The organism is Variovorax sp. P1_G12 (assembly GCF_056405555.1).
In genome coordinates this window covers 1-24,473 of record NZ_JBFUBW010000011.1, presented here as the reverse complement: position 1 = coordinate 24,473, position 24,473 = coordinate 1, and the positions used below count along the sequence as shown (strand labels likewise).

General features: G+C 68.8%; 23 protein-coding genes. 15 read left to right on the top strand and 8 right to left on the bottom strand.

Annotation, left to right across the window (positions count from 1 at the left end):
- The first annotated feature begins 99 nt into the window (after positions 1–99).
- The 6 genes from AC1D2O_RS14400 to manD are packed head-to-tail and all read left to right on the top strand — an operon-like array spanning position 100 to position 5,398.
- Positions 100–939 carry a transporter substrate-binding domain-containing protein gene (locus AC1D2O_RS14400; RefSeq protein WP_478087199.1) on the top strand — a complete coding sequence of 280 codons (840 nt, stop codon included), beginning with the start codon at positions 100–102 and terminating at the stop codon, positions 937–939.
- A 29-nt stretch (positions 940–968) separates the two neighbouring features.
- Complete coding sequence (locus tag AC1D2O_RS14395; RefSeq protein ID WP_478087201.1) at positions 969–2,006, top strand: L-idonate 5-dehydrogenase; 1,038 nt, start codon at positions 969–971, stop codon at positions 2,004–2,006.
- 17 nt (positions 2,007–2,023) lie between these two features.
- A complete protein-coding gene (locus AC1D2O_RS14390; RefSeq protein ID WP_478087203.1) occupies positions 2,024–2,689 on the top strand; it encodes an amino acid ABC transporter permease in 666 nt (221 codons plus the stop codon).
- Between the two features lie 15 nt (positions 2,690–2,704).
- On the top strand, positions 2,705–3,364 hold the full coding sequence (locus AC1D2O_RS14385; RefSeq protein WP_478087205.1) for an amino acid ABC transporter permease: 660 nt from the start codon (positions 2,705–2,707) through the stop codon (positions 3,362–3,364).
- Positions 3,361–4,155, top strand: a complete 795-nt coding sequence (locus AC1D2O_RS14380; RefSeq protein ID WP_478087207.1) for an amino acid ABC transporter ATP-binding protein — start codon at positions 3,361–3,363, stop codon at positions 4,153–4,155. Before AC1D2O_RS14385 ends, AC1D2O_RS14380 begins: the two co-directional genes overlap by 4 nt.
- A 31-nt stretch (positions 4,156–4,186) precedes the next feature.
- A complete protein-coding gene (manD, locus tag AC1D2O_RS14375; protein WP_478087209.1) occupies positions 4,187–5,398 on the top strand; it encodes a D-mannonate dehydratase ManD in 1,212 nt (403 codons plus the stop codon).
- 57 nt (positions 5,399–5,455) lie between these two features.
- On the opposite strand, the gene AC1D2O_RS14370 is transcribed toward manD, so the two are convergent.
- From AC1D2O_RS14370 to AC1D2O_RS14360, 3 genes are read right to left on the bottom strand one after another with little or no spacing between them, the layout of a single operon-like run.
- Positions 5,456–6,946 (bottom strand): class I adenylate-forming enzyme family protein, encoded by a 1,491-nt coding sequence (locus tag AC1D2O_RS14370; protein ID WP_478087210.1) that lies wholly within the window; start codon positions 6,944–6,946, stop codon positions 5,456–5,458.
- 4 nt (positions 6,947–6,950) lie between these two features.
- Positions 6,951–7,973, bottom strand: a complete 1,023-nt coding sequence (locus AC1D2O_RS14365) for a Bug family tripartite tricarboxylate transporter substrate binding protein (protein ID WP_478087211.1) — start codon at positions 7,971–7,973, stop codon at positions 6,951–6,953.
- Positions 7,974–8,010: 37 nt separating this feature from the next.
- Positions 8,011–10,353 carry an acyl-CoA dehydrogenase gene (locus AC1D2O_RS14360; RefSeq protein WP_478087213.1) on the bottom strand — a complete coding sequence of 781 codons (2,343 nt, stop codon included), beginning with the start codon at positions 10,351–10,353 and terminating at the stop codon, positions 8,011–8,013.
- Between the two features lie 162 nt (positions 10,354–10,515).
- Here AC1D2O_RS14360 and AC1D2O_RS14355 point away from each other — a divergent pair, with 162 nt between their 5' ends.
- The 9 genes from AC1D2O_RS14355 to AC1D2O_RS14315 all read left to right on the top strand — a co-directional run bounded on the left by AC1D2O_RS14355 (position 10,516) and on the right by AC1D2O_RS14315 (position 19,848).
- The gene (locus tag AC1D2O_RS14355; RefSeq protein WP_478157250.1) at positions 10,516–11,298 is read left to right on the top strand and encodes a citryl-CoA lyase; all 783 of its coding nucleotides are present in this window, start codon (positions 10,516–10,518) and stop codon (positions 11,296–11,298) included.
- Between the two features lie 32 nt (positions 11,299–11,330).
- Complete coding sequence (locus AC1D2O_RS14350; RefSeq protein WP_478092400.1) at positions 11,331–12,191, top strand: HTD2 family dehydratase; 861 nt, start codon at positions 11,331–11,333, stop codon at positions 12,189–12,191.
- Positions 12,192–12,226: 35 nt separating this feature from the next.
- On the top strand, positions 12,227–13,387 hold the full coding sequence (locus tag AC1D2O_RS14345) for an acyl-CoA dehydrogenase family protein (protein ID WP_478092401.1): 1,161 nt from the start codon (positions 12,227–12,229) through the stop codon (positions 13,385–13,387).
- Entirely contained in the window at positions 13,387–14,577 is a 1,191-nt protein-coding gene (locus tag AC1D2O_RS14340; protein WP_478092403.1) for a CaiB/BaiF CoA transferase family protein, read from the top strand. The genes AC1D2O_RS14345 and AC1D2O_RS14340 overlap by 1 nt, the downstream gene beginning before the upstream one ends.
- 88 nt (positions 14,578–14,665) lie before the next feature.
- Entirely contained in the window at positions 14,666–16,021 is a 1,356-nt protein-coding gene (locus AC1D2O_RS14335) for an MmgE/PrpD family protein (protein ID WP_478092404.1), read from the top strand.
- A gap of 9 nt (positions 16,022–16,030) precedes the next feature.
- A complete protein-coding gene (locus tag AC1D2O_RS14330) occupies positions 16,031–16,882 on the top strand; it encodes an HpcH/HpaI aldolase/citrate lyase family protein (RefSeq protein WP_478092406.1) in 852 nt (283 codons plus the stop codon).
- Between the two features lie 99 nt (positions 16,883–16,981).
- The gene (locus AC1D2O_RS14325) at positions 16,982–17,974 is read left to right on the top strand and encodes a TRAP transporter substrate-binding protein (protein ID WP_478092409.1); all 993 of its coding nucleotides are present in this window, start codon (positions 16,982–16,984) and stop codon (positions 17,972–17,974) included.
- 27 nt (positions 17,975–18,001) lie between these two features.
- On the top strand, positions 18,002–18,571 hold the full coding sequence (locus AC1D2O_RS14320) for a TRAP transporter small permease (protein ID WP_478157248.1): 570 nt from the start codon (positions 18,002–18,004) through the stop codon (positions 18,569–18,571).
- A complete protein-coding gene (locus tag AC1D2O_RS14315; RefSeq protein WP_478092730.1) occupies positions 18,568–19,848 on the top strand; it encodes a TRAP transporter large permease in 1,281 nt (426 codons plus the stop codon). Before AC1D2O_RS14320 ends, AC1D2O_RS14315 begins: the two co-directional genes overlap by 4 nt.
- A gap of 119 nt (positions 19,849–19,967) precedes the next feature.
- Here AC1D2O_RS14315 and AC1D2O_RS14310 read toward each other — a convergent pair whose 3' ends face one another.
- The 5 genes from AC1D2O_RS14310 to AC1D2O_RS14290 all read right to left on the bottom strand — a co-directional run.
- Entirely contained in the window at positions 19,968–20,468 is a 501-nt protein-coding gene (locus AC1D2O_RS14310) for a hypothetical protein (RefSeq protein ID WP_478092728.1), read from the bottom strand.
- A gap of 557 nt (positions 20,469–21,025) precedes the next feature.
- The gene (locus AC1D2O_RS14305; protein WP_478092726.1) at positions 21,026–21,733 is read right to left on the bottom strand and encodes an arylmalonate decarboxylase; all 708 of its coding nucleotides are present in this window, start codon (positions 21,731–21,733) and stop codon (positions 21,026–21,028) included.
- 2 nt (positions 21,734–21,735) lie between these two features.
- Complete coding sequence (locus AC1D2O_RS14300; RefSeq protein WP_478092723.1) at positions 21,736–22,752, bottom strand: Bug family tripartite tricarboxylate transporter substrate binding protein; 1,017 nt, start codon at positions 22,750–22,752, stop codon at positions 21,736–21,738.
- Positions 22,753–22,796: 44 nt separating this feature from the next.
- Complete coding sequence (locus AC1D2O_RS14295; protein WP_478092721.1) at positions 22,797–23,951, bottom strand: mandelate racemase/muconate lactonizing enzyme family protein; 1,155 nt, start codon at positions 23,949–23,951, stop codon at positions 22,797–22,799.
- Between the two features lie 283 nt (positions 23,952–24,234).
- Positions 24,235–24,473 (bottom strand): IS30 family transposase (locus tag AC1D2O_RS14290; RefSeq protein ID WP_478157247.1); only part of this gene is annotated, 239 nt, incomplete at its 5' end.

The following is a 24,473-nucleotide window of genomic DNA, read 5'->3' as shown; positions in this document are numbered from 1 at the left end:
CGGGCCCACCCCAACCTACCTCGCAAGACAAGCCAATCAACGCCGCGTGGCGGCGTTGGGGAATACCTCACCCATTTTTTTCCAGAACGGGAGACACACATGAAGACACTCGGCAGCACCGCCCTGCGCGGCATCGTCTCGGTCGCGCTTGCATTCGCCGCCACGGCGGCCCTGGCACAGACGCCACCCCCGCCCGGCGCCAGTGCGCGCATCGACGCCATTCGCAAGGCCGGCGTGCTGCGCGTGGGCGTGGTCAACAACCCGCCCTGGCTCTCGCAGAACACGACTGGCAGCGGCGAGCCGTGGTCGGGCCCTTCCTGGACGCTGGGCAACGAGTTCGCCAAGCTGCTGGGTGTGAAGATCGAGCCGGTGATGGTCAGCCATGAAACCAAGGTGCCGTCGCTGGTGGCCAACCAGATGGACATCATGATCGGCCCGCTGAACGAAACGCCCGAGCGCGCCAAGATCATCGACTTCGTCACCTTCTCCAACACCGGCGTGTGCATGTTCGGCCGCGCCAACAATCCGAAGTTCACCGCCGCCAAGTCGCTCGAGGACTTCAACAAGCCGGACATGACGCTCGCCTACTTCTCGGGCGCAGGTGAAGAACCGCTGATGAAGCAGACCTTTGCCAACGCCAAGCTGCGCGGCGTGACCAACTCCGGGTCGGTGGCGCCGATCGAGGAAGTGATGGCCGGCCGCTCCGATGCGGCACCGCTCAACCGCATGCTCTGGCCCAACATCAGCAAGAAGGTCAAGGGCCTGGCGGTGTTCCCCTCCGAGAACGATTGCCAGGACAGCAAGATCTTCCAGCTCGAAACCGGCATGGGAGTGGCCAAGGACCAGAAGGTCTATCTGGACTGGCTGCGCGCCGTCGCGCAACGCATGCAGCCCGCGCTCTCGCAGGAAGAGCGCGAAGCGACCAGGAATCTCAAGTAAGCCCGAGCGCGCCGCTCCGAGGAAACGCCATGTTGAACTGTGCCATCCACGGCGCGCGCGATTTGCGCGTGGCCGATCTCGCGCCCGAAGCGATCTCTCCCACGCAGGTCCGGGTGGCGGTCAAGGCCGTCGGCATCTGCGGCTCCGACCTGCACTACTTCCAGCACGGACGCGTGGGCGACTTCGTGATCCGCGCGCCGCTCACGCCGGGGCACGAGGCGGCCGGCCAGGTGCTGGAAGTGGGCGCGCAGGTGGCGCACGTCAAGCCGGGCGACCGTGTCGCCCTGGATCCCGCGCGCACCTGCGGCACTTGCCGCTTCTGCCGGATGGGCGCATCCAACCACTGCGAGAACGTGCACTTCTTCGGCAGTGCGAGCCGCTGGCCGCACATGCAGGGCGCGATGCGCGAGCAGGTCGTCGTCGAGGGTTTTCAATGCATGCCGGTGCCGGCGGACCTGCCTTTCGAGATCGCCGCCTTCGGCGAGCCGCTGGCGGTGGCGCTGCACGCGGTGCATGCCGCGGGCTCGCTGCTGGGCAAGACCGTGATGGTGGTGGGCGCCGGGCCGATCGGCGCGCTCACGCTCATGGCCGCCAGGCTGGCGGGTGCCAGCCGCCTGATTGCGGTGGACATCGTGGACCACACGCTGGCCGCATGCGCGCAGGTGGGCGCGACCGAGACCATCAACATCGCCAAGGACCCGCAAGGCCTGGATGCGCTCGCCGCTGGCAAGGGCCAGGTCGACGTGAGCTTCGAGGCGGCCGGCCACTACAGCGCGCTGGGCAACTGCATCCGCGTGACGCGCCCGCGCGGCACGGTGGTGCAGATCGGCACGCTGGGCGGCAGCAGCGAGGGATGTCCCTTCAGCCAGATCATGGTCAAGAGCCTGTCGTACGTGGGCACCTTCCGCTTCGTGGACGAGTACGCCTGGTCGGTGGACTACCTCGCGCGCGGCGTGCTCGACGTGTCGCCCCTGCTCACGGCCGCCGTGCCCGTGGCGCAGGTGCACGAGGCCTTCGAGCTCGCGGCCGATCGGCATCGGGCCATGAAAGTCATGGTCACCTTCTGAACGAGGTAGCAGACGACATGGAATTCGACTTTTCCCCGATTGCCGACAACTGGCGCTTCTTCGCCAGCGGGCTGGGCGTGACGATCGCGCTGAGCATCGTCAGCGCGGTCACCAGCATCCTGGCCGGCCTCTTCATCGCGCTGCTTCGCCTGTACGGGCCGCCCTGGCTGCGACCGCTGCTGGTGTTCTACATCGACACCATGCGTGCCATCCCGGTGCTGGTGGTGCTGGTGTGGATGTACTTCGCCTTTCCCATCCTGGTGGGCGTCACGCTGCCGCCTTTCTGGGCCGCACTGGTGGCGCTGACGCTGCACATCGCCGCCTACTCGGCCGAGGTGATGCGCGCGGGCATCGAGTCGGTGCGACCGGGCCAGACACGCGCCGCACTGGCCCTGGGCATGTCGCGGGCCCAGCTGCTGCGCAAGGTGGTGCTGCCGCAGGCCACCATCCGGATGTTGCCGGCCTTCGGCTCCATTCTCACCATGGCCATCAAGGACACCGCCATCGCCACCGTGATCGCCGTGCCCGAGCTGATGCACAGCGCCGAGACCGTGGCCGGCCAGAGCTACCGCCCGGTGGAGGTGTTCACCGCGGTCATGGTCGCCTTCTTCTGCATCCTGTTCCCGGTGACCCGGGGCGTGGACCGCCTCTACCAACGGGTGGCCCACCTGGGCCGCTCCTGAGCGGGAGGGGACATCATGCAATTCGACTGGTCCGTCATCTGGACGCACCGCGAGGCCCTGCTGCACGGCGCCGCGCTGACCGTGGGCCTCACTGTCGTCACCATGCTGCTGGCCGTGCCGGGCGGCATCGTGCTGGCGCTGATGCGCCTGTCGTCCAACCGGCTGCTGAGCAATCTGTCGCTGGCCTTCGTGGAGTTCTTCCGCAACCTGCCGCTGATCCTGGTCATCTACTGGGTGTTCTACGTGATGCCCATGGCGGCCGACGTGCAGTTCTCGCCGCTCACCACGGCGCTGGTGGCGCTGGTGTGCAACGTGTCGGCCTACAACGCCGAGACTTTCCGCGCCGGCATCAACTCGATCCGCAAGGGCCAAATGGAAGCGGCCCTGGCCATCGGCATGTCGCGCCGGCAGGCGATGTTCAAGGTGGTGATCCCGCAGGCGGCGCGCCGCATCCTGCCGGTGCTCGCCAGCACCTGGATCTCGCTGTTCAAGGACACCTCGCTGGTCTCGGTGATCGCTGTCAGCGAGCTGGCCTACAGCGCCATGCAGGTGCGCGCGCAGACGTTCCGCGTGCTGGAGATGCTCACCGCCATGGCCGCCCTCTACTGGCTCATGGGTTACCCGCAGGCCAAGCTGGTGGACTGGATCCACCGCCGTTATGGAGTGAAGGAATGAACCAAACCGATGCCGTCGCCGCCGCTGCCGCGGCCCGCAAGAATGCCGACCAGCCGCCGGTGCTGGTGTACGACCAGGTGCGCAAGCTCTACGGCGACTTCGTCGCCCTGCAAGGCGTGTCGCTGCAGGTGCACAAGGGCGAGGTCATGTGCCTCATCGGTCCCTCGGGGTCGGGCAAGTCCACGCTCCTGCGCTGCACCAACGCGCTGGAGACGATCGACGGCGGCCAGGTCCTGGTCGACGGCGTGCCGCTGCCCAAGCGCGAGTCCGAGGTGCGCCAGGTGCGCCGCCGCATGGGCATGGTGTTCCAGAGCTTCGAACTGTTCCCGCACAAGTCGGCGCTCGACAACGTGGCGATGGGCCCCATCACCGTGCTCGGCATGCGCGAGGACGAGGCCCGCCGGCGCGCCCAGGCCCTGCTGGAGAAAGTGGGCCTCGGAAGCAAGGCCGCCAGCTACCCGGCCAATCTCTCGGGCGGGCAGCAGCAGCGCGTCGCCATCGCCCGCGCGCTGGCCATGGAGCCCGAGGTGATGCTGTTCGACGAGCCCACCTCCGCGCTCGACCCCGAGACCGTCGGCGAAGTGCTCAGCGTGATGCAGAAGCTCGCGCAGGAGGGCATGACCATGATCGTGGTCACGCACGAGATGGGCTTCGCGCGCCGCGTGGCGGACTGGGTGGTGGTGTTCGAGTCCGGCGCCATCATCGAGCAGGGACCGCCCTCGCAGATCTTCGACAACCCCACGGTCGAGCGCACCCGAGACTTCCTGGGCCACCTCGGCTGGCACGGCTGAACACATCCACCCCCCACACACGCAAGCTCCCATGAAGATCACCAACGCCCGCGTCATCGTCTGCAGCCCCGGCCGCAACTTCGTGACCCTCAAGATCGAGACCGACGAAGGTCTCACCGGCATCGGCGATGCCACGCTCAACGGACGCGAGCTGTCGGTCGCGTCCTATCTCACCGACCATGTCATTCCCTGCCTGATCGGGCGCGATGCGCACCAGATCGAGGACATCTGGCAGTTTCTCTACAAGGGCGCCTACTGGCGGCGCGGCCCGGTCACCATGAGCGCCATCGCCGCGGTCGACACGGCGCTGTGGGACATCAAGGCCAAGGCCGCGGGCCTGCCGCTCTATCAGCTGCTGGGCGGCAAGAGCCGCACCGGCGTGATGGTCTACGGGCATGCCAACGGCAGCGACATCGAGCACACCGTGGACGAAGTGCTGCGCTATGCCGATGCCGGCTACAAGGCCATCCGCGCGCAAAGCGGCGTGCCGGGCCTGGACAAGGTCTATGGCGTCGGCAAGGGCACGCTGTTCTACGAGCCGGCCGATGCCGACCTGCCCTCGGAACACGACTGGTCCACCGAGAAGTACCTGCGGCACACGCCCAAGCTGTTCGAGCGCATCCGCGAGAAGCTGGGCTTCGAGCATCACCTGCTGCACGACGTGCACCACCGCCTCACGCCCATCGAGGCGGGCCGCCTGGGCAAGGACCTGGAGCCCTACCGCCTGTTCTGGATGGAGGACGCGACGCCGGCCGAAAACCAGGACGCCTTCCGCCTGATCCGCCAGCACACCACCACGCCGCTGGCGGTGGGCGAGATCTTCAACAGCATCTGGGACTGCAAGGGCCTGATCGAGAATCAGCTGATCGACTACATCCGCGCGACGGTGGTCCATGCGGGTGGCATCACCCAGCTTCGCCGGATCGCGGACCTGGCGTCGCTCTACCAGGTTCGCACCGGCTGCCACGGTGCGACCGACCTGTCGCCCGTGTGCATGGGCGCGGCGTTGCACTTCGACCTGTGGGTGCCGAACTTCGGCATCCAGGAGTACATGCGCCACACCCCGGAGACCGACGCGGTGTTCCCGCATGCCTACACCTTCCAGGACGGCATGCTGTATCCGGGCGACGTGGCCGGCCACGGGGTGGAGATCGACGAAGACCTGGCGGCCAAGTACCCCTACCAGCGCGCCTATCTGCCGGTCAACCGGCTGCAGCACGACGGCACGCTGTGGAACTGGTAAGCGGCCGCTGCTAACTCCGCCCCCTGTTCGAGCCGCATCCGATCGAGATCGAGGCCGTCAAGCGGGCGGCGCCAGCGCCCGCTTGAGGATCTTCCCAGTCGACGTGGTCGGCAGCGCATCCAGTACCGTGATGCGCGACGGCCGCTTGTACGGCGACAGATGCTGCCGCAGATGCGCTTGCAGGGCGCCCTGGTCGAGCGCGGCGCCGGGCTCGAGTTCGACGAAGGCTGCAATCGCCTCGTTGCCATCGGCCTCCGGCACACCCACCACGGCACTCAGGTGCACGCCCGGAAAGCGATTCAACACACCCTCGACCTCGGCCGGGTACACGTTGAAGCCCGAGCGGATGATCATCTCTTTCAGTCGACCGACGACGAACAGCGCACCGTCCGCATCGAGCCGGCCGAGATCCCCCGACGCGTACCAGCCGCCGGGGCGCATGACCTGCGCGGTGGCGGCTGGATCTCGGAAGTAGCCCAGCATCAAGCCGGCGCCACGCAGCCAGATCTCGCCGACCTCGCCGGGCGCGGCGTCGCTGCCGCCCGAGGTGACGATGCGGGCGTCGCCACCGTCGACGAGGTAGCCCGCCGAGGTGTCGTCGCGCGCCACGCCGCGCCGGGTCAGGAACACCGAGCCGGCGTATTCCGACAAGCCGTAGCCGTAGTGCAGCGGTTGCCCGAACATCGTCTCGACGCGCTGCTTGAGCGCCAGGTCGAGCGGTGCCGAGCCGGTGTAGAGGTAGCGCAGCTGCGGGAAGGCCGGCTTCGCGCGCGTCTCTTCCACGTGCGCCAGAAGCCGCGCGTACATGGTGGGCGGACCTTGCAGGTTCGACACCCCTTCATGCGCCAGCGCCTGCAGCATGTCCGCGGGCGAGAAGCTGCTGCGCAGCACCAGCGACGCCGCGCCGCTCAGCGAGGCCATCAGCACCGTCCCGAGCCCGAAGATGTGCGTCATCGGCAGGAAGGCGTAGGCGCGGTCGTCGGCCGTGAGGGCCCGCGAGGCCGCCGACACGCGGCCGAAGTGCAGCAGGCCGCGATGCGACACCATCACGCCCTTGGGCGTGCCCGACGTGCCCGAGGTGAAGATGATGGCCGCGGTATCGGCCAGCGCCGCGTCGGGCTCCGGGGTGGCGCCGGCGCGCAGCGGCGAACGCAGCACGCCGGGCAGGGCGCTCGGCACCGCGTGGGCTTGCTGCGCATGCTGCAGCGCCGCGGATGACACCTCGCTCGTGAAGTAGCAGAGCCGGGCGTCGGCACGCTCGACGATGGCGGCGACCTCGCCCGGCGACATGCGCGCGTTGACGCCGCAGGACCAGGCGCCCACGCGGCTGCAGGCCATGATCAGCGCGATGTGCGCGGCGCAGTTCTCGGCCACCAGCAGCACGCGGTCGGTGGGCCGCACGCCGGCGCCGCGCAGGTCTTCGGCGGCGGCGTCGACCATGGCTTGCAGCGCGGCGTACGAGGTGTTGCCGGCGGGCTCGTGCAGGAAGATCGCATCGGGCGTCTGCGCCGCACGCAGCGCCAGCAGCTCGTGGATTCGAGACGGCACCACGCTATTCCGCCTCGATGCCCTTGGACACCGTGGCCCACAGCTTGCGGTCGGATTGCCCCTTCTGGTCGAGCACCGCGGGCGCCCCGGACCAGACCTCGTAGCCCTGGTCGAGCAGCCGCGCCGCCACCGCCTCGCGCGCCAGCACCTTCACGGCCGCCGCGTTGATGCGCGCCACCAGCGCCGGGTCCATGCGGGCCGGCCCATAGAGGCCGAACCAGCCGCCGACGTCGAAGTCGGCAACGCCGGATTCGATCATGGTCGGCACCTCGGGCAGCATGCGGTTGCGCTGGCGCGAGGTGACTGCCAGCGCGCGCACCTTGCCCGATTCGATGAAGGGCCGCGAGGTGGCGATGATGTCGAACATCATCGCCAGCGTGCCGCCCATGACGTCGGACAGCGCCGGCGCGCTGCCCTTGTAGGCCACGTGCGCCATCGGCGCGCCGGTCATCTTCTCGAGCAGCGCACCGCTCAGGTGGTTCGAGGAGCCGACGCCCGCCGAGCCGTAGAACACCTTCTGCGGATTGGCCTTGGCGTAGGCCAGCAACTCGGCCACGGTGCGCACCGGCAGGTCCTTGTTGACCACCAGCACGTTGGTGTAGGCCACCAGCGGCGCGATCGGCGTCAGGTCCTTCATCGGGTCGAAGGCCATCTTGCGCTGCACGTTCGGGTTGATCGTGATCGTCGGGCTGGCGCCGAAGAACAGGGTGGCGCCGTCGGGCGCCGCCTTGGCGACCACATCGCCGCCCATCGAGCCGCCCGCGCCGGGCCGGTTCTCCACGATCACCTGCGTGCCCAGCTCCTGCGCCAGCGCAGGCGCGAGCAGGCGCGCGGCGCCGTCGACCGGACCGCCGGGCGTGTAGCCGACCACCAGCTTGACCAGCGTCGGCAGCGGCGCGGAGCCGGCGGTCTGCGCGGGCGCCAGCAACGGCCACAGCGCCGTGCCGGCCAGCAGCGCCAAGGTGCGCCGCCGGGGCAGAGGAGGGGTCGAGAGGTCGATGTTCGATGCGGTCTTCGGCTGGCTCATGGTCTGGTCTCCCTGTGTGTGCTCTTGCTTGCGGAACTCAGCCCGGCAGGTTCAGGACCTGCCGCGCGAGGATGTTGCGCTGGATCTCGTTGGTGCCGCCGTAGATCATGGCGGAGGTCGATCCGATCAACGGCGACAGCGCGTTGAAAGGCTGGCCATCGAGGTCCTGGTCGCCCGCGATGGCGCCTTGCTCTTCGCTGGCCTCGACCAGCAGCGCGCCGATGCGGTGATAGGTTTCGCTGGCCCAGATCTTGAGCAGCGAGACCGAGGCGGGCAATGGCTTGCCGGCCTTCACGAGGTTGGCAAACCCTGTATAGGCGGCGGAAAGATCCGCAACGTCGAGCTTGAGCGCCGTGTAGCGCTGCGCGAACACCGCATCCGCGAACAGCCGCCGCGACTGCGCCAGGCGCGCCAGCTGGCCCAGCGCGTACTGCGCCTGCTTGGGGCTGCCCAGGAAGATGCGCTCGAAGCCCAGCAGCGCCTTGGCGATGGTCCAGCCGCCGTGCAGCTTGCCCACCAGGTTCTCGGCCGGCACCCGCACCTGGTCGAAGAACACCTCGCAGAACTCGGGTTCGCCGGCCAGCGTGTCGATGGGCCGGATGGTGATGCCCGGCGTGCGCAGGTCGCACAGCAGGAAGCTGATGCCTTCCTGCTTCTTGGCCTCGCGGTCGGTGCGCACCAGCAGGAAGATGTGGCTGGCGTCCTGCGCCAGCGTGGTCCAGATCTTCTGGCCGTTGACGATGAAGTGATCGCCCTCGGCATCGCGCGCCTGCAAGGCCTCGGTGCGCAGGCCCGCGAGGTCGGAGCCGGCGTTGGGTTCGGAATAGCCCTGGCACCAGACGTGATCGCCGGCCAGGATGCGCGGCAGGAAGCGCTGCTGCTGCTCGGGCGTGCCGTGCTGGATCAGCAGGGGGCCGATCATCACGATGCCCTGGTCCGGCGCGCGCGCCACGCCATGCTGCTCGAGCTCCTCGATCCAGGCGATCATCTTGTCGGCCGCGAGGCCCATGCCGCCGTGCGCCTGCGGCCAGGCCGGCGCGACCCAGCGCTGCGCCGACAGCGTGAGATACCACTCGCGCATCTCGCTCCAGCGCGCGCGGTGCGACAGGTAGCGCAGCGCGGCCGGATAGCGCTGCTGCAGGAAGGCGCGCACCATGCGGCGGAACTCGGCCTCCGGCATCGCGCTCCAGTCGGCGCTCTGCGGAAACTCGCCGTGCCAGGCCGCGGCCTCGTCGGTGCGCGATCCGGCGTCGGCCAGCGCGGCATAGCGGCGCTGGTGCGCCGTGACATTGCCGAGCCAGGCCGAGAGCCGCAGCGTGCGCTTGTAGAAGAGGCTGAGGTCGCACTCCTGCGTGTAGCCGATCGCGCCGTGCAACTGCACCGCCGAGCGCGAGGCCTGCAGCGCGGCCGCCGTGCAACGCGCATTGACACGGCTGGCCTCGGCCTCGAGCCGTTCGATGGCGACGCCGGCCGGATCGCCGGCCAGCGCCAGCACCTCGTCGAGCGTCGCGCGCGCGATCTCGAGGTGGATGAACATGTCGACCGCGCGGTGCTGCAGCGCCTGGAACGCGCCGATCGGCTTGCCGAACTGCGTCCGGGTGCGCAGGTAGGCCAGCGTCTGCTCGAGCATCGCCCGGCCGGTGCCGAGCAGCTCGGCGGCCTGCAGGATCTGGCCCGCGGCGAGCGCATGCCGCAGCGCATCCCGCGCCGACGGACCCTGCGCCAGCACGGCGCCGGCGGGCAGCGCCACGCGATCGAAGCGCAGCGTGGCGGCCTCGCCGCCGTCCACCAGCGGCACCAGGGTCTCGGTCACGCCGGTGGTGCCGCGTGGCACCCACAGCAGCACGGTGTCGTCGTCGCCGCGGGCCGACACCAGCCAGCCGCTGGCGGCCGCGCCGGGCAGCACCATCTGCTTCTCGCCCTGCAGCAGCACGCCGCCTTGCGGACCGGCTTCGCAGCCGCAGTCGAGCGGTACGTCGCTCAGGTCGCCGGCGCTCTCCTGCCAGGCCAACGCGGGCAGGCTGCGGCCCGCCACCAGTGCGGCCAGCAGCGCTGCGGCGGGCGCGCCGTCGAGGCGGGCCAGCAGCAGGGCGCCAAGGCCGGCCACGGCCAGCAGCGGCTCGGGGGCCACGTGCTCGCCGGCGGCGTGCAGGATCTCTGCCGCGCCCGCCAGGTCGAGGGCCATGCCGCCGGCCGATTCGGGCGCCAGCATGCCGGGCCAGCCCAGTTCCGCCAGTTCGGCCCAGCCGGCGGCCGCGGCGCGTGCGCGGTCGCCCGCAGGCTGCGGTTCGGTCAGCGCGCGGCAGCGGCGGATGCTGTCGCTGCGGGTGAAATAGTCCAGCGCCGCTTCGCGGATCGCTGACAGGGAATCGGAGTCCATGGGGGCTTGGGTGAGCAGTGGAGGGCGAGGGCAAGCGTGCCAGAAGCACCCCGCGAGCGGCATTCGCCTTTGCCAAAGGCAGGGTTCGGCAATGACTGACCCAGGGCGGCCGCCAAGGACTAGATTCGCAGCATTGCCGTTTTGCTGAATGCCTGCCCACCCATGACCAAGATCAAGAAATCCCTGCACACCGAACTCGGCCACAGCACGCCCGACCGCATCACGGTGCGCGGGCGCGACCTGCCGTCCGAGATCCTCGGCCACCTGAACCTCGGCGACATGGCCTTCCTCGAGCTCACCGGCCGCATCCCGACGCCGCAGGAGTCCGTGACCTTCAACGCCATCGTGGTCACGCTGGTCGAGCACGGCATCACGCCGAGCGCGCTGGTCGCCCGCCTGACCTATGCCGGCGCACCGGAAGCGCTGCAGGCCGCGGTGGCGGCCGGGCTCTGCGGGCTCGGCACGGTGTTCGTGGGCAGCACCGAGGGCGCGGCCCGCATGCTGTACGAGGCGATCCCGCCCGGCACCCAGCCGACCCGGCCGCTCGAGGACATGGCGCGCGAGATCGTCGCCGCCTTCCGCGAGCGCAAGGAGATCGTGCCGGGCCTGGGCCACCCGCTGCACAAGCCGATCGACCCGCGCACGCCGCGCCTGTTCCAGATCGCGGCCGAGAACGGCCTGTCGGGCCACTACGTGGCGCTGATGCAGGCGGTGCAGGCGGAAGCCGAACGGGTGTCGGGCAAGTCGCTGCCGATCAACGCCACCGGCGCCATCGGTGCGATCGCCTCCGAGTTCGGCTTTCCGTGGCGCATCATCCGCGGCTTCGGTGTGATGGCCCGCGCCATCGGCCTGGTGGGCCACATCCTGGAGGAGATCGACGACCCGATGGGCGTCGAGATCTGGCAGCGGGTCGAGCGCGAGGCCGGCGGTCCGCGACAGGAATGAGCGGCAACCCACTCCATCGAACGAGCGCCGCCATGACCGAAGAAGCCCTGGACATCGACCACCTGCGCAGCTGGATCGGCCGCAGCGAGACCCACGACGACCTGATGTCGCCCTGGACCGCGAGCGCGCTCGCGGCGACCTTGCGCAATGAAGATCAGCCCTGGCCGGCCGGCCGGGCACTGCCGCCGCTTTGGCATTGGTGCTATTTCCTGCCGACCGCGCCCGAGAACCGGCTCGGCCCCGACGGCCATCCGGCGCGCGGCGGCTTCCTGCCGCCGGTGCCGCTGCCGCGCCGCATGTGGGCCGGCAGCCAGCTCGAGTTCTTCGCCCCGGTACCGCTGGCGGCGCCCGCGCGCAAGACCTCGCGGGTGGTCGACGTCAGCCTGAAGCAGGGCAAGGCCGGCGCGCTGGTCTTCGTCAAGGTCGAACACGAGGTGCATGCCGGCGCGACGCTGCTGCTGCGCGACCGTCACGACATCGTCTACCGCGAAGCCGCCAAGCGCGGCGAATCGGCGCCGCCGCAGGCACCGCCGGCCGATGCGCTCTGGACCGTCGAACACCGGCCCGACGCGCCGCTGCTGTTCCGCTACTCGGCGCTCACCTTCAACAGCCACCGCATCCACTACGACCATCCCTACGTGACCCAGGTCGAAGGCTACGACGACCTGGTGGTGCACGGCCCGCTGATCGCCACGCTGCTGCTCGAAGCGGCGCAGCAGCACAACCCGGGCCGCGGCGTGCGGGCCTACAGCTTCAAGGCCGTGCGCCCGCTGACCTGTGGCCGCCTGCTGCGCGTTCGCGGCCATGCGGCCGATGCCGATGGCAAGGCCGTGCTGTGGGCCGAGGACGAGCAGGGCGCGCTGCTGATGCAGGCCACTGCACGCCTGGGCTGAGCCGTCCGACCCTTTCAATCAACTTCACGAGCCCCATGATTTCCTCCATTTCTCGTCACCAGGACATCCGCGACGCCGTGCGCGACCTCTGCGCCCAGTTCCCCAACGAGTACTTCCGCAAGGTCGACGAAGCGCGCGCCTACCCGGCCGAGTTCGTCGACGCCTTGACCAAGGCCGGCTGGATGGCCGCGCTGATCCCGCAGGCGTACGGCGGCTCGGGCCTGGGCCTGACCGAGGCTTCGGTGATCATGGAGGAGATCAACCGCGCCGGCGGCAACTCCGGCGCCTGCCACGGCCAGATGTACAACATGGGCACCTTGCTGCGCCATGGCTCCGAGGCGCAGAAGCGGCTGTACCTGCCGAAGATCGCGTCCGGCGAGCTGCGCCTGCAGTCGATGGGCGTGACCGAGCCCTCGACCGGCACCGACACCACCAAGATCAAGACCACCGCCGTGAAGAAGGGCGACCGCTACGTCATCAATGGCCAGAAGGTCTGGATCTCGCGCATCCAGCACTCCGACCTGATGATCCTGCTGGCGCGCACCACGCCGCTGGCCGATGTGAAGAAGAAGTCCGAAGGCATGTCGATCTTCATCGTCGACCTGCGAGAGGCCATCGGTCACGGCCTCACCGTGCGGCCGATCCTGAACATGGTCAACCACGAGACCAACGAGCTGTTCTTCGAGAATCTGGAGATCCCGGCCGAGAACCTCGTCGGCGAGGAAGGGCAGGGCTTCAAGTACATCCTCGACGGCCTCAACGCCGAGCGCACGCTGATCGCGGCCGAATGCATCGGCGACGGCTACTGGTTCATCGACAAGGTCACGGCCTACACCAAGGAGCGCATCGTGTTCGGTCGCCCGATCGGCCAGAACCAGGGCGTGCAGTTCCCGATCGCCGAGGCCTTCATCGAGATCGAGGCCGCCGACCTGATGCGCTACGAGGCCTGCCGGCGCTTCGATGCGCACGAGCCCTGCGGCGCCCAGGCCAACATGGCGAAGTACCTCGCGGCCAAGGCCTCGTGGGAAGCGGCCAATGCCTGCCTGCAGTTCCACGGCGGCTTCGGCTTCGCCTGCGAGTACGACATCGAGCGCAAGTTCCGCGAGACCCGCCTCTACCAGGTGGCGCCGATCTCGACCAACCTGATCCTGAGCTACGTGGCCGAGCACATGCTCGGGCTGCCCCGGAGCTTCTGATGCGACCCCTCGAAGGCATCACCGTGCTCACGCTCGAGCACGCGATCGCGGCGCCGTTCTGCACCCGCCAACTGGCCGACCTCGGCGCCCGGGTGATCAAGGTCGAGCGGCCGGGCAGCGGCGACTTCGCGCGCGCCTACGACCAGCGCGTGCACGGACTGGCTTCGCATTTCGTCTGGACCAACCGTTCCAAGGAGAGCCTGACCCTGGACGTGAAGCACCCCCAGGGCCAGGAGATCCTGCAGCGCCTGGTGGCCGAGGCCGACGTGCTGGTGCAGAACCTCGCGCCCGGCGCCGCGGCACGGCTGGGCCTGTCGTTCGAGGCCTTGTTGCCGCTGCACCCGGGACTGGTCGTCTGCGACATCTCGGGCTACGGCGACGATGCGGCGGCGCCCGGACCCTATCGCGACAAGAAGGCCTACGACCTCCTGATCCAGAGCGAATCGGGCTTCCTGTCGGTCACCGGCACGCCCGACGAGATGGCCAAGGCCGGCTGCTCGATCGCCGACATCTCGGCCGGCATGTACGCCTACAGCAACATCCTGGCGGCGCTGCTGCAGCGCGGCAAGACCGGCAAGGGCTGCCGCATCGATGTCTCCATGCTCGAGAGCATGGCCGAGTGGATGAGCTTCCCGATGTACTACGCCTTCGAGGGCGCGCCGCCGCCGCCGCGCGCGGGCGCGGCGCACGCCACCATCTATCCCTACGGGCCGTTCGCCGCCGGCGACGGCAAGCTGGTGATGCTGGGGCTGCAGAACGAGCGCGAGTGGCAGGCGTTCTGCGCGAAGGTGCTCGAGCAGCCCGGCCTGGCGACCGACCCGCGATTCGCGTCCAACACGCTGCGCACCGCTTCGCGCGATGCGCTGCGCGAGATCATCGTCCAGGCCTTCTCGGCGTTCACCGCGGCGGGCATCATCGAGCGGCTCGACGCGGCGCAGATCGCCAACGCGCAGGTCAACACGATGCAGGACCTGTGGAACCACCCGCAACTGCAGGCGCGCGATCGCTGGACCGACGTCGGTACGGGTGCCGGCGCAATCCCCGCGCTCTGGCCGCCCGGCATGCCGCGCGAGTGGGATCCGCGCATGGATGCGGTGCCGACGCTCGGCCAGCACACCGATGCGATCCTGGCCGAGGTCGGCTACGACGCCGCCGCCATCGCCGCATTGCATGCCGAAGGTGCAATCTGAGACCTTGCGGGACAGACCAAGAAACTGCGCAGCAGTTTTTGCTCTGTCCTCAACTGATCAGATCTTTATGAACAAGCAGGCTCTCACCATGAACAACCACCCCAGCCAGACCCTCGCCACCTTCGCCGCCGAACTCTCGTTCGCCCAGATTCCCGATCCGGTGCTGCGCCGCGCCGAGGACCTGATGCTCGACTGGCTCGGCTCCGTGCTCGCGGCCCGCTCGGCGCGTCCGGTGCGCAGCATCCAGCGCTTCGCCGAGATGATGGGCCCCGCCGACGGCCCCAGCGAGGTGCTGATCTCGCGCCGCACCACCTCGCCGCTGTTCGCGGCACTGGTCAATGCCGCGGCCTCGCACTACGTGGAGCAGGACGACGTGCACAACGGCTCCGTGTTCCATCCGGCGGCGGTCGTGTTCGCGCCGGCGCTGGCGACGGCCCAGGCGCTGGGTGCGAGCGGCGCGCAGCTGCTGACCGCCGTGGTGGCGGGCTACGAAGTCGGCATCCGTGTCGGCGAGTTCCTCGGCCGCTCGCACTACCGCACCTTCCACACCACGGCCACGGCGGGCACGCTGGCCGCCGCAGCGGCGGTGGGCCGGCTGCTCGAACTGTCGCCGGCCCAAATGCTGGATGCCTTCGGCTCGGCCGGCACGCAGTCGGCGGGTGTCTGGGAGTTCCTGCGCGACGCGGCCGATTCGAAGCAGCTGCATTGCGCGCACGCCGCGGCCAGCGGCCTCATGTCGGCCTACCTCGCGAAGGATGGCTTCACCGGTGCGCAGCGCGTGCTCGAAGGCGCGCAGGGCCTGGGCGTCGGCATGTCGACCGACGCCGATCCCGGGCGCCTGGTCGATGGACTGGGCAGCCGCTGGACGCTGGCCGAAACCTCGTTCAAGTACCACGCCTCCTGCCGCCACACGCACCCGGCGGCCGATGCGCTGCTGCAGGTGATGACCGACAACCGCCTGACGCACGGCGACATCGCGCGCGTCGTGACCCATGTGCACCAGGGGGCCATCGACGTGCTGGGCCGCGTGGTGGTGCCCGCCACGGTGCACCAGGGCAAGTTCTCGATGGGCACGGTGCTGGGGCTGATCGCGGTGCACGGCCGCGCGGGCCTGACCGAGTTCGACCGCGACTACCTCGCGCCCGAGGTCGCGGCCTTCCGCGACAAGGTGATGATGGAACTCGACCGCGAGGTCGACACGGCCTACCCCGCGCGCTGGATCGGCAAGGTCAGCGTCACGACCACCGACGGCCGCAGCTTCTCGGGCCGCGTCGACGAACCCAAGGGCGACCCCGGCAACACGCTGAGCCGCGCCGAGATCGAGGACAAGATGAAGCGGCTCACGCAGTACGGCGAGGCCGCTACGCCCCAAGAAGCAAAGGCACTTTGTCAGCGTATCTGGCACCTGGCCGAAGCGCCGCGCGTCAAGCGCTTGCTGGCCTGAGGGATCCGGATGTCTTCCGCTTCGACGCCGCGTCCGCCTGCCCGCAGCCTGCTGTTCGTGCCGGGCCACCAGCCCGCACGCTTCGACAAGGCCTGCGCCAGCGGCGCCGATGCGGTTGTCCTCGACCTCGAGGACGCCGTGCCGCCGGAACGCAAGGACGAGGCGCGCGCCCAGGTCGGCGAGTGGCTGGCCGCGCGCCGCGATGGCGCTGCAGCGCCGGTCATCGGTGTGCGCATCAATGCGGCCGACACCCCGTGGCACGCCGCCGATGTCGAGCTGTGCGCCCGCGCGGGCATCGAGGCGCTGATGCTGCCGAAGGCCGAGGATGCGGCCGTGCTGCGGGCGATCGCCACCGCGCTGCCGGCCGCGGCCTTGTGGCCGCTGATCGAGACCGCGCGCGGCATCGATCGCCTGGCCGGCATCGCTAGCGCGATGCACGTGCAGCGCCTGGTGTTCGGCTCAATCGACTTCCAGGCCGACCTCGACATCGAGGCGGACGACGAGGGCGACGGCCACGAGCTTCTCTTCTACCGCTCGCAGATCGTGCTGGCCTCGCGCCTGGCGGGGCTGCAGGCGCCGGTGGATGGCGTCAGCACGGCGATCGACCAGAGTTCGCGTCTCGAGGCCGAGGCGCGCCGGGCGCGCGCCCTCGGCTTCGGCGCCAAGCTGTGCATTCATCCGAAGCAGGTGGCGTCGGTCAACCAGGGCTTCTCGCCCGTGCCTGAACGCGTCGCCTGGGCGAAACGGGTTCTTGCGGCCGATGCCGCAAGTGGGGGAGCGCCGGTCGCGGTCGACGGCAAGATGGTCGACCGGCCGGTGGTCCTCAAGGCGCAGGCGGTGCTGCGCGCAGCGTCACGCTGAAGCACCGCAAGGGGGAGCGACACGGAGTGCGTCAAAAAAAAACGGCGCAGCGGGTCGCAGATCGAAAAACAAGACAGGGAGACATTCATGAGCCATTCCATGACTCGGCGTGCCGTATGGGTCGGCGCGTCCGCATTCGCAGTCCCGAGGGTGTTCGCACAGCCGGCGCCGATCGTCCTCAAGTTCAGCCACGTGGTGGCGCCCAACACGCCCAAGGGGGCCGCGGCCGATTACTTCGCGAAACGGGCCGCCGAACTGACCCGGGGCCGGGTCAAGGTCGAGGTCTATCCGAACAGCCAGCTCTACAAGGACAAGGAAGAACTCGAGGCGCTGCAACTCGGGGCCGTGCAGATGCTGGCGCCATCGCTCGCCAAGTTCGGGCCGCTGGGCGTCAAGGAGTTCGAGGTCTTCGACCTGCCCTACATCTTTCCGGACAAGGCGGCGCTGCGCACCATCACCACCGGGCCGATCGGCACCCGGCTGCTGGCCCGGCTGGAGCCCAAGGGCTTCAAGGGGCTGGCCTACTGGGACAACGGCTTCAAGATCATGACCGCCAACAAGGCCGTCCGGCGGCCCGGCGACATGAAGGGCCTGAAGCTGCGCATCCAGTCGTCCAAGGTGCTCGAGGCGCAGATGCGCGCGCTCGGCGCGATCCCGCAGGTGATGGCCTTCTCCGAGGTCTACCAGGCGCTGCAGACCGGCGTGGTCGACGGCACCGAGAACACGCCGTCCAACATCTACACGCAGAAGACGCACGAGGTGCAGGCCCATGGCGCGCTCACCGACCATGGCTATATCGGCTATGGCGTGATCGTCAACAAGAAGTTCTGGGATGCGCTGCCGGCCGACATCCGCAGCGCGCTCGAGGTGGCCATGAAGGAGGCCACCGAGCGCAACGACACCATCTCGCAAAAGGACAACGACGACGCGATCGCCGCGATGCAGGCCAGCGGCAGGATCAGGCTGCATGCGCTCACGCCGCAAGAACGGGCGGCCTGGATCGCGCAGCTCAAGCCGGTGCACCAGGCCATGGCCTCGCGCGTGGGCCCGGAGCTGATCCAGGACATCCACAAAGCGCTCGGAACCTCGTGAACCTCTGAAGCACTTTTCGGAGGCACGATGAACGTACTCAACAAGCTCGAGGAGTGGCTGATCGCCAGCCTCATGGGCGGCGCGACCCTGCTGATCTTCGTCGCCGTGGTCCACCGCTATCTGGCGGGATTGCCCATGGCCGGCCTGCAGGACTGGCTGCTGCAGGTCCACCTGGGCTGGGCCCAGGAGCTGTGCATCTTCATGTTCGTCTGGATGGCCAAGTTCGGCGCCGCCTATGGCGTGCGCACCGGCATCCATGTCGGCGTGGATGTGCTGATCAACCGCCTCGAGGTGCCGATGCGGCGCCGGTTCGTGCTGTTCGGCCTGTTCGCCGGCGCCCTGTTCACCGCGGTGGTCGGGGCGCTCGGCGCGCGGCTGGTCTGGGGCCTGGCGCAGAGCGACCAGACCACGCCCGACCTGGAGCTGCCGAGCTGGCTCGCCTACCTGGCGATCCCGCTGGGGTCGTTCCTGATGTGCTTTCGCTTCCTGCAAGTGGCCGTGACGTTCTGGCGGACCGGCGAACTGCCGCGCCACGACCACGGCCATGTCGAAGGCCTGGACGCTGCCGGCACGCCGGCCCTGGAGGCGCGGCCATGAACAGCCTGATCATCTTCTCCCTGCTGGTGCTGCTGATGCTCAGCGGCATGCCGATCTCGATCGCGCTCGGACTGACGGTGCTGACTTTTCTGTTCACCATGACCGAGGTGCCGCTCGAGGCAGTGGCGCTGAAGCTGTTCACCGGCATCGAGAAGTTCGAGATCATGGCGATCCCGTTCTTCATCCTGGCCGGCAACTTCCTGACCCATGGCGGGGTGGCCAGGCGGATGATCCACTTCGCCTCGGCGATGGTCGGCCACTGGCACGGCGGCCTGGGCCTGGGTGGCGTGCTGGCCTGCGCGCTGTTCGCCGCGGTGTCGGGGTCGAGCCCGGCCACGGTGGTGGCGATCGGCTCGATCCTGCTGCCGGCGATGGTCGCGGCCGGCTTTCCAAAGCGCTTCGGCGCCGGCGTGATCGCCACTTCGGGCGCGCTCGGCATCCTGATCCCGCCGTCGATCGTGATGGTGATGTATGCGGTGGCCACCAACACCTCGATCAGCGCGCTGTTCATGGCCGGCGTGGTGCCCGGCATCGCGCTGGCGCTGCTGCTCGGCGTCGTGACCTGGTACCGGGCCTGGAAGAACGATTACCCACGCTTGCCGAAGATGGGCTGGGCGGTGCGCCTCAAGGCCTTTCGGGAGGCGATCTGGGGCCTGCTGCTGATCGTGGTCGTGATGGGCGGCATCTACACCGGCATCTTCACGCCCACCGAGGCGGCCGCGATGAGCGCGGTGTATGCCTTCGTGGTCGCGGTCTTCGTCTACAAGGACCTGGGCCTGAAGGACGTGCCGCGGGTGCTGCTGAACTCCGCCAACATGAGCGCGATGCTGCTCTACATCATCACCAATGCGGTGATGTTCTCGTTCATCCTGGCCAACGAGAACATCCCGCAAGACCTGGGCCACTGGATGATCGCGCAGGGCCTGGGGCCGATCGGCTTCCTGCTGGTCTGCAACCTGGTGCTGCTGGTGGCGGGCAACTTCATGGAGCCCTCGTCGATCGTGCTGATCCTGGCGCCGATCCTGTTCCCGGTGGCGATGCAGCTGGGCATCGATCCGGTGCACTTCGGCATCATGATGGTGGTCAACATGGAGGTCGGCATGTGCCATCCGCCGGTCGGCCTGAACCTCTACGTGGCCAGCGGGATCACGAAGATGGGCATCGCCGAGCTCACCGTGGCGGTCTGGCCCTGGCTGCTGGCGATGCTGGGCTTTCTGGCGGTCGTGACCTACTGGCCGGGGCTGTCGCTGTGGCTACCGGGGCTGTTGCTCAAGTAGCCGGCGGCCGGTGGCCCGCGGGCGAGATCGAGGCCATGGGCATTGCGAACTGTGTCGGCGAGCGTCTTGAATGCGCCCCATCTGAAAGATGGCGCGCGTCAGCAAGCTCCGCCAGGAGATCAGGGAAATGACGCAGCGGCCTTCCAAAGGTCGAGGTACGCAGCCGCCTTCTCCTTCGCAATGGCGGCGCTGCTGCGTTCAATCGATGCGGGTGATTTCTTCGCAAAGTCCGCGATCGACTGGGACAGGTTCCAGACCTCCGCACGATCGATCAGCAGCAGGCGGTCGTGCAGCGACCTGTCGCGTGCGAGGCGGACTTCCAGGGGGCGCGATGCCTTGTACTGCGCCTGCCAGCGACTGACTGCTGGCGCGAGGCTCGACTTGCTCCCGGCGCGATCGCCGAGGATGCGGATTTGAACGCCTTCCCGCGCGGAGATCGCGATGTCCGTCAGGGCCGTCGCGTTGACATAGGGATCGACGATCAGGATCTCGCTCCGGGCCGAGCCAACGACCTTCGCCAGCTCGACAAACACCTGGAAGGGCGAGTGGGTGGCGATGAATGCGCCGCCTGCCACCTCGGCGCTGGACGGCTCGGCGCGCGGCAAGGCGCGATCGAGCATCGATGCGAGGCCATGCCTGGGCGCGATACCAGGAAGTCCGGGTCGCTGGGCCGCCGGGCGGCGGCGGTTCGATCTCGTTGCGTCGAGGGTGACCCGGTGGGCCGGGCCGTTACGGGAGTCCACGAAGACCTGCACCGTCCCGCCGTAGACGGCGATGGCGATGCTGGAGGGTTGACTATGATTCGAAGTAGCCATGATGTGCGTTTCCTTCCAAGGTGTGTGCACGTTGTGGTCAGAGCCTCGTTGGTGTTGACGCACCTTCGGGGCTCGTCTTTTTGCCTCAGATGGATGTTCTGGAACTGCAGGACATCCCGCCCTGAGGCGCGGCATTGTTCGCTCGGTGCTCTGGGGGTGGCAGCGGATCTCCTTTCCTGCATGGGTGTGGCGTGAGCACAGCCATTTCACCGCGAGCGATTGCAGAACGAACTGAGACCGTTCGGAAGGAGGGATGTGAATGATCCGAAAGTGTCGTCGCTTGCTTCGCAACGCATCGGTGATTTCAGCGGGCGCAAGGCACAGAGCGTGCTGCGCGCCGCCGGCGCATCGATCCGCCTCGCTCAGGCGAACAGGCGCCCGTGGCCTGGCGAGCGCGCATCCAGACCGGCACTGCGCACCAGCTCCCGGAAGCCCGCGGGCGAGCTCGAGACCACGGGCACGCCGTGCCGTGCCTCGACTTCGCGCACCGCGTCGAGCGTGACCAGCCCGCCGCACGAGATCAGGATGCCGTCGGCGCCCGGGCTGGCCTCGAAGACCGTCGTGCACAGGTCGACCAGCACCTGGGTCGGCACGGCGCCGACCGCCTGCACGTCGGAAATCGACAGCCCCTGCAAGGCCAGCGGCTCGAAGTCGCTGTCCTGCAGGTAGCGGCGCAGCTGCAGGTTGACCTCGTCGATGTAGGCGGTGGCCACCGCGACCCGCCGCACGCCCAGGCTGCGCAGGCCGCCGACGATGGCATCGCTCATCGTGCTGCAGGGCAGGCCGGTGGCGCGCGCCATTTCGGCCTGCAGCTGCCGGTTGAAGGCAGCGCCGCGGAAGAAGCTCAGCGAGGTGCCCATGAGCGAGACGGCGCCGACGCCGAGGGCGGCGAGCTCGACGGCCTTCTCGATCACCGAATCGATCACCTCGGTGTAGCCGCGCGTCGAGATCTCGCCCAGGCCGAGCCCGCGCGCGCTGAAGCGGATGCGCTCGCCGTACAACAGCGGGCCGTCCACCGGCACCGCGCCGGCGGCAGGCGGCACGATCAGGCCCAGGTGGGGTTGCGCCATGGTCAGGTCCCTTCCGCGACGATGCGCTGCTCGGTGATGATGCGTTTCCAGCGCGCGTTCTCGTCGACCAGTTCCTTGCGCAGCTGCGCGGGCGTGGCGAAGGCCCGCAAGGTGCCTTGGGCGGCGGCCGCGGTGGCGGCCTCGGGGGTGTCGAGCACGGTCTTCACCGCGGCCGCGAGCTTGTCGACGATCTCGTCCGGCGTGCCGGCCGGCGCCAGCAGGAAGAGGCGCGGCGCGACATCGAAGCCCGGCAGCGCATCGGCCAGCGGCGCCACGCCGTCCGCGGCTTCGAGCCGCGCGGTGTTCATCAACGCCAGCGCGCGCAGCTTGCCGGCCTTGGCTTGCGCCATGCCGGCCGTGGCGCTGACGACGCCGATCGGCACCTGCCCGCCGACCACGTCGGGCACGATCTGCGCGGCGCCGCGGTAGGGCACGTGCACCACGAAGCTGCCGGTGGCCTGCTTGAGCATCTCGAAGCCCAGGTGCTGCACGGTGCCGACGCCCGAGGTCGCAAAGGAATAGCGGCCCGGATGGGTCTTGAGTTCGGTCACCAGCTCGGCCGGCGTGCGGGCCGGGAAGTCGTTGCCCGTGACGATCATCAGCGGCGAGACGAAGGCGCCGGCCACCGGCTTGAAGCTGGTCAGCGGATCGATCGCGATCTTCGGCTGCAGCAGCTTGGCAATCAGCATCGCGCTGTCGCCCATCATCAGCGTGTAGCCGTCGGGCGCCGCCTTGGCGACCAGGTCGGCCGCGATCATGCCGGTGGCGCCGGCGCGGTTCTCGACCACCACCTGCTGGCCGAGCACCGCCGGCAGGCGCGCGCTCAGGATCCGCGCCGCCGCATCGACACCGCCGCCCGCCGAGTAGCCGACCACGAGGCGGATCGGCTTGTCGGGGTACTTCTGCGCCCAGGCGGCGGTCGTGCCGAATGCGCCCGCCAGGGCGAGGGCCAGTGCCAGGGTTCCCGTACGCAGTGCATGCCGGCGTGAGGGCCGAATCGCTTGTTGTCTCTGTTTCATCGTGTCTCCGTTGTTCTTTCTAACCCGATGCTTGTGCGGGCGCTTCAGGCTTTGCCCTTGCCGTGCGAGGTCGGGAGTTTCGCCAGTTCGCGCACCCGGTCCGCATTGGGCGCGAAGCCCAGCCCCGGCGTCTCGGGCAGCGTGAGCCAGCCCTGGTCGGGCACCGGCAGGCCGTCGAAGATCTGCTCGAGCATCTTCACCGCCACGTAGTGGTATTCGACCATCCCGCCGTTGGCGACGCCCGCATGCAGGTGCATGTTGTGGAAGGGCCAGGCCCCGCCGTTGTCGATCGGCACGTTGAAGGCCTGCGCCATGCCGGCGATCTTCAGGCACTGCGAATAGCCGCCCGAGATGGTCACGTTGGGCTGCAGCACGTCGGCCGCCTGGTTCACCAGCAGGTCGCGAAAGCGGAACGACAGGCCCTCGTTCTGGCCGCAGGCGAGCGGGATCGTGGTGCGCGTGCGCAGCTGCGCCATCTGGCGCACGTCGTTCTGCGTCAGCGGCTCCTCGAAGAAGCTGATGCCGTAGGGCTCGATGCGCCGTGCCAGGTCGCTCGCATGGAACAGGTCGAGGCCGCAGTTGGCGTCCACGTAGAGCTTCACGTCGGGGCCCGCGGCCTCGCGCACCGCCGCCACGCGGCGCACGTCTTCGTCGATCACTTCGTCGATCGGCCGCGGCTCGTCGCGGCGCGCCAGCGCATGGCCGCCGACGGTCATCTTGAGGCGCCGGAAGCCCTGCGACACCCAGAGCTTCGCGGCCGCGGCGAGCTCGTCGCGCTCGAAGAAGCCGAAGCCGAAGGTCGCGTAGACCGGGACCCGCGAGCGCGCGCCGCCCAGCAGGCGCCACAGCGGCTGGCCGAGCGCCTTGGCCTTGAGGTCCCACAGCGCGATGTCGAGTGCGGCGATGGCATGGCTGGCGTAGCCGGTCTGCCCGCGCGGCGACAGCAGCCAGTAGAGCTTTTCCCAGAGCCGCTCGGTGGCCATCGGGTCTTCGCCGATCAGCGCCGGTCCGGCCACTTCGCGCACCGCGGCGGCGATGATTTCCTCTTCGGTGATGGCGGTCATGCCATGGCCGACGAGGCCGGTGTCGGTCTCGATCTCGGTCAGGCAGAGCGACAGCGAGGTCTTTTTGTCGAGGCCCAGCACGTCGATGGTGACCGGGATGTTCAGCGGCGTGGCGCTGACGCGGATGATCTTCAAGAAATGTCTCCTTGGCGGGTTCGGCTTCGCGATTCTTGACGCGTGGGCCGAGGAGAACAATTCGTTTGTGGCGGGCGCGAGGCTTCGCGAATCACGAAGGCTCAGGCCGGCGCCGGGCCGCCAGCGCGGCGAAGTCGGCGCCGCCGAGATCGGGGGGCGGAAACGCCTTGAGGCCGTTGCTGCGGGCGGTTCCCCGCGGAAATGCGGCTTGGCGGGGCAAGCACCTACTAGGCCCGAATCTGGGCCAGGATGTAGGGATCAAGGTCGTCTGTCGGCTGCAGATTCAACCGATCGATGCAACGATCTGACTGAACATCTCAGCCGGTGTTTGGAAGTCGAGAGTCTTCCTGGGTCGCTCGTTCAACCTGCGCGCCAACGCGTTGAGCTTGGCTTGTGAGTAGGTCGAGACATCGATGCCCTTGGGAAGGTACTGCCTCAGCAGGCCATTCGTATTCTCGTTGGTTCCGCGCTGCCACGGGTTCTGAGGGTCGCAGAAGTACACCTTGATGTCGGTCGCCAAGG